The 11,378-nt window shown below is 40.5% G+C and carries 8 protein-coding genes; all 8 read left to right on the top strand.

The window, feature by feature from the left end; genetic code table 11:
* On the top strand, positions 1-445 hold a 445-nt coding region (locus HMPREF9184_RS08705; RefSeq protein ID WP_009444400.1), incomplete at its 5' end, for a cytosine permease.
* Between the two features lie 133 nt (positions 446-578).
* Positions 579-1,235, top strand: a complete 657-nt coding sequence (locus tag HMPREF9184_RS08710) for a CBS domain-containing protein (protein WP_000268639.1) — start codon at positions 579-581, stop codon at positions 1,233-1,235.
* 108 nt (positions 1,236-1,343) lie between these two features.
* A protein-coding gene (prfB, locus tag HMPREF9184_RS08720) for a peptide chain release factor 2 (protein ID WP_156790151.1) occupies positions 1,344-2,439 on the top strand; the annotation gives its coding sequence in 2 pieces (ribosomal slippage) (positions 1,344-1,415 and positions 1,417-2,439; 1,095 coding nt in all).
* Between the two features lie 18 nt (positions 2,440-2,457).
* A complete protein-coding gene (ftsE, locus tag HMPREF9184_RS08725; protein WP_000022258.1) occupies positions 2,458-3,150 on the top strand; it encodes a cell division ATP-binding protein FtsE in 693 nt (230 codons plus the stop codon).
* On the top strand, positions 3,143-4,069 hold the full coding sequence (gene ftsX / locus HMPREF9184_RS08730; protein ID WP_000625560.1) for a permease-like cell division protein FtsX: 927 nt from the start codon (positions 3,143-3,145) through the stop codon (positions 4,067-4,069). The genes ftsE and ftsX overlap by 8 nt, the downstream gene beginning before the upstream one ends.
* Before the next feature lie 229 nt (positions 4,070-4,298).
* Complete coding sequence (locus HMPREF9184_RS08735; RefSeq protein WP_000973833.1) at positions 4,299-6,485, top strand: PTS transporter subunit IIBC; 2,187 nt, start codon at positions 4,299-4,301, stop codon at positions 6,483-6,485.
* Positions 6,486-6,536: 51 nt separating this feature from the next.
* Positions 6,537-7,352 carry an endonuclease/exonuclease/phosphatase family protein gene (locus HMPREF9184_RS08740; RefSeq protein ID WP_000670861.1) on the top strand — a complete coding sequence of 272 codons (816 nt, stop codon included), beginning with the start codon at positions 6,537-6,539 and terminating at the stop codon, positions 7,350-7,352.
* A gap of 198 nt (positions 7,353-7,550) precedes the next feature.
* Positions 7,551-11,378, top strand: a 3,828-nt coding sequence (locus tag HMPREF9184_RS08745) for an SHIRT domain-containing protein (protein WP_000465993.1), incomplete at its 3' end; no start/stop codon positions are given.

Raw genomic sequence — 11,378 nt, forward strand, 5'->3', positions numbered from 1 at the left:
AGTAAGCTATAAACTAATGGTTTGGATTGCCATGGTTTACGTGAGTCTACTCACCATCTGGGGAGGAGTGGATGAATATTTCGGTTCCTTCATCTCGCTGGCTGCCTATATTCAAGGCCCCATTATCGGAATGATTGTTGTTGACTACTTTATCTTAAGAAAACGAAAACTTGATTTGCGTTCAGCCTATTTCCTTGAAGGACATGACGCCTATGAGTTTACAAATGGTTTTAACTGGGTGGGATTATCTTGTGTAATCATTTCCTTATTAGTTACGGTATTATTTGTTTACAACCCGATAACAAAGCACATCCAGAGTCCTATGTTTTTGCTCACAACTGGTAGTGGCTTTACTGCGATCTTTGGTGGTCTATTGTACTGGCTAGCTAGCTTAACTCCTTTAAAACGCTATATGATCAAGGATCGAGATTCCGTTACAATTTAAGTTTAAGAGAGAAGGCTGTTTCTCTCTTTTTTTGTGATTGAATGTTACAAAATCTTGAAAAAGAGATGAAAGCGTTTGATAGTTTTTGTAAGAAAGTGTATAATTATAGTAGCAATAAAGAAGGAGAAGTCTCATGGCAGTTAAAGATTTTATGACCCGCAAGGTAGTTTATATCAGTCCAGATACGACTGTAGCACATGCAGCAGATTTGATGCGCGAGCAAGGCTTGCACCGTTTACCTGTTATCGAAAATGATCAATTGGTTGGTCTTGTAACAGAAGGAACCATTGCAGAGGCGAGTCCGTCTAAAGCAACCAGTCTCTCCATCTATGAGATGAATTATCTTCTCAATAAGACCAAAGTCAAAGACGTCATGATTCGCGATGTTATAACAGTCTCAGGTTATGCTAGTCTAGAGGATGCGACCTATCTCATGCTGAAAAATAAAATCGGTATTCTTCCAGTTGTGGATAATCAACAGGTTTATGGTGTGATTACAGATCGTGATGTTTTCCAAGCCTTTTTGGAAATCGCTGGTTATGGAGAAGAAGGGATTCGTGTTCGGTTTATTACGGAAAATGAAGTTGGGGTTTTGGGGAAGATTGTGACCTTGATTGCAGAGGAAAATCTGAATATTTCACACACCGTTAATATTCCTCGCAAGGATGGTAAGGTTGTTATTGAAGTTCAAATTGATGGGACGATTGATTTAACCTTCCTGAAGGAGAAATTTGAAGCGCAAGGTATCCAAGTAGAGGAGATTGCTCGAACATCTGCTAAAAAGTTATAAAATGGAGGGTGAAAGCCCTCTTTTTTGTATACAATTTGAAATAACAAGCAAAATATGGAAAGAAATGAGAGATTATGGTATAATAAAACGATATGAAAAGGAGTATCTATGGACATTTCAGAAATTCGTCAAAAAATTGACGCAAATCGTGAAAAATTAGCTTCTTTTAGGGGGTCTCTTTGACCTCGAAGGCTTAGAGGAAGAGATTGCCATCTTGGAAAACAAGATGACAGAACCTGATTTTTGGAACGATAATATCGCGGCCCAAAAAACGTCGCAAGACTTAAATGAATTAAAAAACACCTACAACACCTTCCGTAAAATGGAAGAGTTGCAGGATGAAGTTGAGATTTTATTTGACTTTTTAACAGAAGACGAGTCAGTCCATGATGAACTGGTCGAACAGTTGACAGAACTGGATAAGATGATGACCAGCTACGAGATGACCCTTCTCTTGTCAGAACCTTATGACCATAATAATGCAATCTTAGAAATCCATCCAGGATCTGGTGGTACTGAGGCACAGGACTGGGGCGATATGTTGCTTCGTATGTATACTCGTTATGGAAATGCCAAAGGCTTTAAAGTAGAAGTCTTGGATTACCAGGCTGGTGATGAAGCAGGTATCAAGTCTGTTACCTTGTCTTTTGAAGGACCCAATGCTTATGGCCTACTTAAATCAGAAATGGGTGTTCACCGTTTGGTCCGTATTTCGCCATTTGACTCTGCCAAACGTCGCCATACTTCATTTACATCCGTAGAGGTTATGCCTGAGTTGGATGATACCATCGAAGTGGAGATTCGTGAAGATGATATCAAAATGGATACCTTCCGTTCAGGTGGCGCTGGTGGACAAAACGTCAATAAGGTTTCAACAGGTGTGCGTTTGACACACATTCCTACGGGAACTGTCGTCCAATCAACGGTCGATCGTACCCAGTATGGAAATAGAGATCGTGCCATGAAGATGTTGCAGGCTAAGCTCTATCAAATGGAGCAAGAAAAGAAAGCTGCGGAAGTTGATTCTCTTAAAGGTGAGAAAAAAGAAATCACTTGGGGAAGTCAAATCCGTTCATATGTTTTCACGCCTTATACCATGGTAAAAGATCACCGTACGAGCTTTGAAGTCGCTCAGGTAGATAAGGTCATGGATGGAGATCTTGATGGTTTCATCGATGCTTATCTTAAGTGGCGAATCAGCTAAAAATAGAAAGGAACTCACATGTCAATCATTGAAATGCGAGATGTTGTCAAAAAATACGATAACGGAACGACTGCTCTTCGTGGAGTCTCTCTTAGTATTGAACCAGGAGAATTTGCCTATATCGTTGGACCTTCTGGAGCAGGGAAGTCAACCTTTATTCGAGCTTTATATCGAGAAGTAAAGATTGAAAAAGGGAGCCTAACAGTTGCAGGCTTTAATTTGGTTAAAATCAAGAAGAAAGATATTCCTCTGCTTCGTCGTAGTGTTGGAGTTGTCTTTCAGGACTACAAACTCTTGCCAAAGAAAACCGTTTATGAAAATATTGCCTATGCAATGGAAGTAATCGGTGAGAACCGCCGTACCATTAAAAAACGTGTTATGGAAGTGTTGGACCTAGTAGGTTTGAAACATAAGGTTCGTTCATTCCCGAATGAACTTTCAGGTGGAGAGCAGCAACGGATTGCCATTGCCCGTGCGATTGTGAACAATCCCAAAGTCTTGATTGCCGATGAGCCGACAGGAAACTTGGACCCAGATAATTCTTGGGAAATTATGAATCTGTTGGAACGCATCAATCTCCAAGGTACGACTGTCTTGATGGCTACCCATAATAGCCAGATTGTAAATACCTTGCGCCACCGTGTCATTGCCATTGAAAATGGCCGTGTCGTTCGTGACGAAGCAAAAGGAGAATATGGATACGATGATTAGTAGATTTTTTCGCCATTTATTTGAATCATTAAAAAGTTTAAAGCGAAATGGCTGGATGACAGTAGCAGCGGTAAGCTCGGTTATGATTACCTTGACACTCGTTGCCCTCTTTGCATCCGTAATTTTTAACACAGCAAAATTGGCTACCGATATTGAAAACAATGTTCGGGTCATGGTTTACATTCGTAAGGATGTAGCAGATAACAGTGAAACGATTGAAAAAGAAGGTCAGACAGTTACCAATAATGACTACCACAAGGTTTATGATGCTTTGAAGGCTATGCCAGCTGTAAAAAGTGTTACCTTCTCAAGTAAAGAAGAGCAATACCAAAAATTGACTGAAACAATGGGTGACGATTGGAAGGTCTTTGAAGGGGATGCAAATCCTCTCTATGATGCCTATATCGTTGATACAAATTCTCCGAGTGATGTTAAAACGGTAGCTGAAGAAGCTAAGAAAATTGAGGGAGTATCAGAAGTTCAAGATGGTGGAGCCAACACTCAACGACTTTTCGAACTGGCTTCCTTTATCCGTGTTTGGGGATTGGTTATTGCAGGGCTCTTGATTTTTATTGCAGTCTTCCTCATTTCCAATACCATCCGTATCACCATTATTTCACGTAGTCGTGAGATTCAGATCATGCGTCTAGTAGGGGCTAAAAATGGCTACATTAGAGGACCATTCTTACTTGAAGGTGCTTTTATCGGTTTATTTGGTGCAGCTATTCCTTCAGTCCTTGTATTCTTTGTCTACAATATGGTTTACCAATCGGTCAATAAATCTTTGGTGGGGCAAAACTTGTCGATGATTACACCAGATGTATTTATTCCTTTGATGACAGTTCTATTGTTTGTGATTGGTATTTTCATTGGGGCAATTGGATCAGGCATTTCTATGCGTCGATTCTTGAAGATCTAGTTGGATATAAATGCAACTTGCAGACCAAATCAGAAATAATACAATTTTAAAAGAGAAGTTTTCTTGAGCTTCTCTTTTTTCTTTTAGCGCTTGTATAAAAATTTAAGAAAAATGGGAAAAAATTTTTATAAAAGCCTTTACAAAAAAAAATAAAGTGGTATAATTAGAGTATAAACAAGTGCAAACGTTTTCGTAAAACGTTTGCCTAAATAAAATAAAGGAGATTTGAATGATGAAAGCTACATTCAAAAATGTCTTGTCTTTCGAATTTTGGCAGAAATTCGGTAAGGCTCTAATGGTGGTTATCGCCGTTATGCCAGCGGCTGGATTGATGATCTCAATCGGTAAATCAATCGTGATGATCGACCCAAATCTTGCTCCTCTAGTGATTACAGGTGGAATCCTTGAGCAAATTGGTTGGGGGGTTATCGGTAACCTTCATATTTTGTTTGCCCTTGCTATTGGGGGAAGTTGGGCAAAAGAACGTGCAGGTGGTGCATTTGCAGCCGGGCTTGCCTTTATCTTGATTAACCGTATCACAGGTACTATTTTTGGAGTTACAAGTGATATGTTGAAAAACCCTGAGGCTATAGTCACTACTCTCTTTGGTGGATCAATCAAAGTTGCTGATTACTTTATCAGTGTCCTTGAAGCACCAGCCCTTAACATGGGGGTATTCGTAGGGATCATCTCAGGTTTTGTAGGGGCAACTGCTTATAACAAATACTACAACTACCGTAAACTTCCAGACGCACTTTCATTCTTTAATGGGAAACGTTTTGTACCATTCGTTGTCATCCTTCGTTCAGCTATTGCAGCAATTGTGCTTGCTGCTTTCTGGCCAGTAGTTCAAACAGGTATCAATAGCTTCGGTATCTGGATTGCCAACTCACAAGAAACTGCACCAGTTCTCGCACCATTCTTGTATGGTACCTTGGAACGTTTGCTCTTGCCATTTGGTCTTCACCACATGCTCACTATCCCAATGAACTATACAGCTCTTGGTGGAACATACGAAATCCTTACTGGAGCAGCAAAAGGTACACAAGTATTTGGTCAGGACCCACTTTGGCTTGCTTGGGTAACAGACCTTGTTAACCTTAAAGGTTCAAATGCTGACCAATACCAACACCTTCTTACAACTATCACTCCAGCTCGTTTTAAAGTTGGTCAAATGATTGGTTCGTTCGGTATCTTGATGGGTGTCATCGTTGCTATCTACCGTAATGTTGATGCTGACAAGAAACACCAATACAAGGGTATGATGATTGCGACAGCCCTTGCAACATTCTTGACAGGGGTTACTGAACCTATCGAGTATATGTTTATGTTTATCGCAACACCTCTTTACCTAGTGTATGCTCTTGTTCAAGGTGCTGCCTTTGCTATGGCGGATATTGTTCACCTTCGTATGCACTCATTCGGTTCTATCGAATTCTTAACTCGTACTCCACTAGCTATCAATGCTGGCCTTGGTATGGATATTATTAACTTTATCTGGGTAACTGTCCTCTTTGCTGTGATCATGTACTTCATCGCGAACTTCATGATTAAGAAATTTAACTACGCAACTCCAGGACGCAACGGAAACTATGAAACTGCTGAAGGTGCTTCAGAAGAAGTTGCTTCAGGTGAAACAAAAGTTGCAGCCTCTTCTCAAGCTGTAAATATCATTAACCTTCTTGGTGGTCGTGCAAACATCGTAGATGTAGATGCATGTATGACTCGTCTTCGTGTAACTGTTAAAGACGCAGATCGTGTTGGTACTGAGGAACAATGGAAAGCTGAAGGAGCTATGGGTCTTGTCATGAAAGGACAAGGTGTCCAAGCTATCTACGGACCAAAAGCTGACGTGTTGAAATCTGATATCCAAGATATCCTTGACTCAGGTGAGGTTATTCCTGAAACTCTTCCAAGTCAAATGACCGAAGCTCAACAAAACACTGTACATTTCAAAGGTGTAACTGAGGATGTTTACTCAGTAGCTGACGGTCAAGTCATTGCCTTGGAACAAGTGAAAGATCCGGTTTTTGCTCAAAAAATGATGGGTGACGGATTTGCGGTAGAACCAGCAAATGGAAATATCGTATCTCCAGTTTCTGGTACTGTATCAAGTATCTTCCCTACAAAACATGCTCTTGGTCTTGTGACTGATACAGGTCTTGAAGTACTTGTTCACATCGGTTTGGACACAGTAAGTCTTGAAGGAAAACCATTCACAGTTCACGTAGCCGAAGGACAAAAGGTTGCTGCTGGTGATCTTCTTGTTACAGCTGACTTGGATGCTATCCGCGCAGCAGGTCGCGAAACTTCAACAGTGGTTGTCTTCACAAATGGTGATGCTATCAAATCTGTTAAATTAGAACAAACTGGTTCTCTTGCAGCTAAAACAGCAGTTGCTAAAGTAGAATTGTAATATACTTGAGGTTGGAAGCTGTTTTCCAACCTCTTGTTTTAGGAGAAAAGCATGAAATTTTTAACACTCAATACCCACAGTTGGATGGAGAAGGAAGCGGAGGAAAAATTCCAGCTCTTGCTCCAGGATATTCTTGATAAAGACTATGATTTAATTTGTTTCCAAGAAATCAATCAGGAAATTACTTCTCCTGAGGTGGAGGTTAATGACCTCTATCAAGCTTTGCCAGCTGCAGAGCCAATTCACCAAGACCACTATGTGAGACTTTTGGTTGAGAAATTGTCTGAGAAAGGAAGAAGCTATTACTGGACTTGGGCGTATAACCATATTGGTTATGATCGCTACCATGAGGGGGTTGCTATCTTATCTAAAACGCCTATTAAAGCGCGTGAGATTTTAGTTTCGGATGTAGATGATCCAACAGACTATCATACTCGCCGTGTCGCCTTGGTAGAGACAGAAGTTGAAGGGAAGGAACTTGCTCTTGCAAGCGTCCATCTCTCTTGGTGGGATAAAGGTTTTCAGGAAGAATGGGCACGATTTGAGGCTGTACTGAAAGATTTGAACAAACCTTTGATTTTAGCTGGTGATTTTAATAATCCTGCTGGACAGGAAGGTTACCAAGCTATCCTAGCAAGTCCTCTAGAGTTACAAGATGCTTTTGAAGTTGCTAAGGAGAGAAGCGGTAGCTATACAGTACCACCAGAAATTGATGGCTGGAAAGGCAACTCTGAACCACTGCGAATCGACTATGTTTTTACGACAAAAGAGTTAGAAGTAGAAAGCTTGCATGTAGTTTTTGATGGGCAGAATAGTCCACAAGTCAGTGACCACTATGGTTTGAATGCGGTATTAAATTGGAAATAAAAGTAAAAAATGAAAGGGAGCACTTCCTTTCATTTTTTTACTCCCTATAATCACTATTTTAGAGAAGGAGTTTTTTTGTATATTTGTATATTATGAGAAAACATCCACAAATAAGTTTTTAAAAAATTACAGTCAAAAAATCTATAATATCAACTATTTATGATAAAATGGAAATGATAAAATAAAAGGAGGACTGGAATGTTTTTTCAGGATAGAAAGATAAAATATTCAATCCGCAAATTGTCAGTTGCTACTGTGTCCCTTGCGATTGGATTTTTGTTTGCACCTGCGGTCATGGGAGCTGCTCAAGTAGTTCAAGCTGATGAGCTTACGACTACTGAACAAGTGGAGAATAAAGCAGAGGATCAGCAGGTCTCGGTGAGCTCTTCTACAATAGAGCAAGCAGAGCCTCAGAAAGAAGACCAAGTTACTTTGAAATCTGCTGAACCTGCTGCGACAGAGACAAGTCAAGCGACAGATTCGACTGCTTTTAAAAATGCTCAGTCAGCTACAGGCACAAATCAGCCAGCTGCAGCTACTGCTCAACCAGCGTCAGCAAATGCTAGTCTCAATAAGAGCACTTTGGAGAACTATCTCAAAGAGTTGCGTAGCAAGGACTTTTCAAGTAAGACAGACGATAGTCTAGAAATCTTGAATGGCGTGATGACAGCTGCTGATAGCGTGCTTCAAACTGCGACAAAGCAAGAAGAGATTGATAAAGTTTATCGCAATCTCGTGACTTTTGTCAATTCAGGTCTTCGTGATAAAAATCCGAAATTCGTCCCAGACAAGGATAAAACTCCTCGCTCTGCAGTTTATGAGTTTGAAAGTGCTACACCAGGAAAAACGGTTCCGTTTGGTCTGAACTATTTGAAGCCAGTAGACACTACCGTTTACCATAAAGGCGATAAAGTAAAGGCCCTTCAGCCAACTGAAACAACTTATGTAGAGTATGATGGAAGTGGTAGATGGACCTTTAAGGACTATGACTATGATAGTCAGGTGATTGACAATGATGATGCTTTCTTCACAGGTAAGTGGGAATTTACACCGACACCATACAAGGCTACCTATAGAGCGGTTAATGGCTCACCTGGAAAAACTTTGCCATCTTATCTTGCAAACTGGAGTCCAGAAGATAAAAGAAGATTTGCTGATGGTGAAGTAGTAAAAGCAGGAGAATTTCACTATGTTTTTTATACTTCAGAAGAATATCCTAACCGAAAAGGCTATTGGGCTTTGACTGGCTTTGATGCTCCTAGCAAGGTGGCAAACAATGGCGATGTAGAATTTGTAGGAACTTGGAAATACTTTGAGGATGTTATTGTATCCTACAAGCCTATGAACCAGCACGATTTTGAGAACTTTTATAAGTTACCAAGTAGTCCTAAGACCTCATATGACGAATATAAATTACCTCTCCCTAAGGAGATAAAGGATCTAGAAAGTAAGCTATACGATTACAAGCTTTCTCTCAATCAGTTTGATAAACGTCATGAGCATTTACCTAAAGATATACGGGATACGGTAGCTGCCTTGAAGCGCTTCGATGAAGTTCAAGAAGTCCACAAACCCTTTTATGATGCAGAACATGAAGGGAATTGGACCTACGAGGAAGATGTAGTAGATCTAACCCTCAGTCGTGAACTGGAACGTGCGGCTACATATGGGGAATTGCCAAAAGTTACAATGCCATTGATGTTTAAATTTACACCAGTTCCTCGGAAACCGACTTATGAGTTTATCAGTGGAACGGCTGGCAAAGCATTACCTGCTGAGATCAATAATCTGAAGCCGGTAGATATGCCTGAATGGGAGTATGCAAAGAGAAAGAAATACCCGAAAGGTGAGATGGTTCAGTCTGTTAGACCGACTCAAGAGTCCTACTATGATGCAGTTAACAAGGGTACCTGGACCTTTACAGGCTACGATTTTACTGAAAAACCAGTAAGCGAGTGGGAGCACGATGGATGGAATCTCAAGTTCACAGGTACTTGGACTTTTGTAGCGGATAAGTACTCAGAAAACTATGAGTTTGTCAGCTCAGATCCTAGTCGATCTCTACCAGCTGCAGTTAAGGCCTTGACGCCAAGTAATACAAATACTTACGATAATGGCGAAACTGTATTTGCGGAATATCCACGTGAGACGACCTACATGGACTTTGATAACGAAGGTACTTGGAAATTTGATGGCTATGACGCTAATAGCAAGGTAGTTAATCAAGATAAAGTTCTCTTTACAGGTACTTGGTCTTTCACACCACACAGAGATAAGACTGTTTCCTTTGACTTTGTCAGTGATACCCCAGGGAAGGCTATTCCAGATGGTCTGAAGGGACAAATTCCAGCTTCTATCACGACATCTCCGAAAGATTATTCTGACAATGTTAGATATGTTATTGAAAGTTTCTATACATACACAGATGAGGATAATGATGGTACTTGGAAATTTATTGCTCCTAAGAATATAGAAAAACCATCTGATGATGAGGACTCTACTTACACTCTCCGCTGGGTCTTTGAACCGACTAAGCACAGTGTTTCCTATGACTTCTATACAGATTCAAAAGATTCTTCTGGTAATTTAATCTATCCACCATCAACTTTGTATGATCTAATCACTAACGAAAGAGAATTTGTCAAGGGTGAAAAAGTTCGCGTTAAAATGCCGTCTAAAACAAGAATTGAGGATCCTGATGGCAGAGGAACTTGGGTATTTGATGACTACTATGAAGATGATGATACGACTATTTCTCCACGTGAGAAAACAGTCGGAACAGGAGACATTATCTTTAGAGGAAAATGGATTTTTGTTCCTACTGATCAGTCTGATACGATCTACAGAGTGGAGTATAAATTTACTAACTTGACTCCTGCTTATCCTCTTCCAAATAAGATTCGCGATATGCTTCCAGCTGGTACTGATTTCGTTGCACGAGCTGACGATTACAAAGATGCAAGCAAACTTGACATATCCACAGTAACTGTTCCGACAGGTACATGGACCTTCCATGGTTTTGATGCGGATAAATACGGTAAAGCTATTGCAGGTACGAAAGTGAAGACCATCACAGGATCTTGGAGCTTTACGCCAAATGGTGTGGATTATCAGTTTAAGTCAACTAATCCTGATTTCGTATTACCAGATCATATCACCAAGTTGACTCCGAAAAATCCTTATGATTACAAACTGAATCCTAAGGAAGTAGTTGCGGAACAACCAAGTGAAACGACTTATGTTGATACAGCAAACAAGGTAACTTGGACATTTGCAGGATACGATAAAGAAAAAATCGTTATTGGAGAAGGCAGACAGACCTTCCTTGGAAGCTGGGTGCCTACTCCAAATCCAGAATATGTATTCAAATCTTCTAAAGCAGGTGTTCCATTGCCACAAAGTATTTTGGGAATGCTTCCAAGTGATGAGGCTTCTTATAAGGTTGGAGACACCATTGTAGCCAAGCAACCTGCTGAAGAATCAGTAGTTGAAGAAGAAAAAGACTATGTCTGGACCTTCAAAGGTTACGATCAGAAGAATGCAACGTATAATGGCAAGCGCGTGACATTTACGGGTATCTGGGAAGCAACGCCTAGACCACATCATGTAAGCTATACTTTTGTAAGTGTTACGTCTGGTGTTGATTTGCCTGAATTTATCCAGAAGAAAGCACCAAAAGATAGTTCAACTTACTTCAATGGGACGAGAGTTTTTGCAGAAGAGCCGACAACAACGTCTTACAAAGATGATGTGAACGATGGTACATGGACTTTCGATGGTTACGATGCCAAAAGTAAGATTGTGAAAAAAGCTGATTTGACTTTCACAGGTAAGTGGGCCTTTAAAGCCAACAAGTATCAAGCTACTTACAGTTTCGCAAGTGCAACGGCAGGTAAGCAACTTCCAGCAGGTATCGCAACGCTGCTTCCAAGCGACAGTGCAACATATGAGAATGGTGACTCTGTTTCCGCTAAGCAACCATCGCAAACGATCTACACAGATAGTGTGAATGACGGCACATGGACC

This window comes from Streptococcus sp. oral taxon 058 str. F0407, from assembly GCF_000235485.1.
Lineage (GTDB): Bacteria > Bacillota > Bacilli > Lactobacillales > Streptococcaceae > Streptococcus.

Bases quoted from the DNA above. Each gene is read 5' to 3' on its own strand.
- ftsE (WP_000022258.1), top strand. From the start codon at position 2,458: ATGTCAATCATTGAAATGCGAGATGTTGTCAAAAAATACGATAACGGA.
- HMPREF9184_RS08735 (WP_000973833.1), top strand. From the start codon at position 4,299: ATGATGAAAGCTACATTCAAAAATGTCTTGTCTTTCGAATTTTGGCAG.
- HMPREF9184_RS08710 (WP_000268639.1), top strand. From the start codon at position 579: ATGGCAGTTAAAGATTTTATGACCCGCAAGGTAGTTTATATCAGTCCA.
- HMPREF9184_RS08740 (WP_000670861.1), top strand. From the start codon at position 6,537: ATGAAATTTTTAACACTCAATACCCACAGTTGGATGGAGAAGGAAGCG.
- ftsX (WP_000625560.1), top strand. From the start codon at position 3,143: ATGATTAGTAGATTTTTTCGCCATTTATTTGAATCATTAAAAAGTTTA.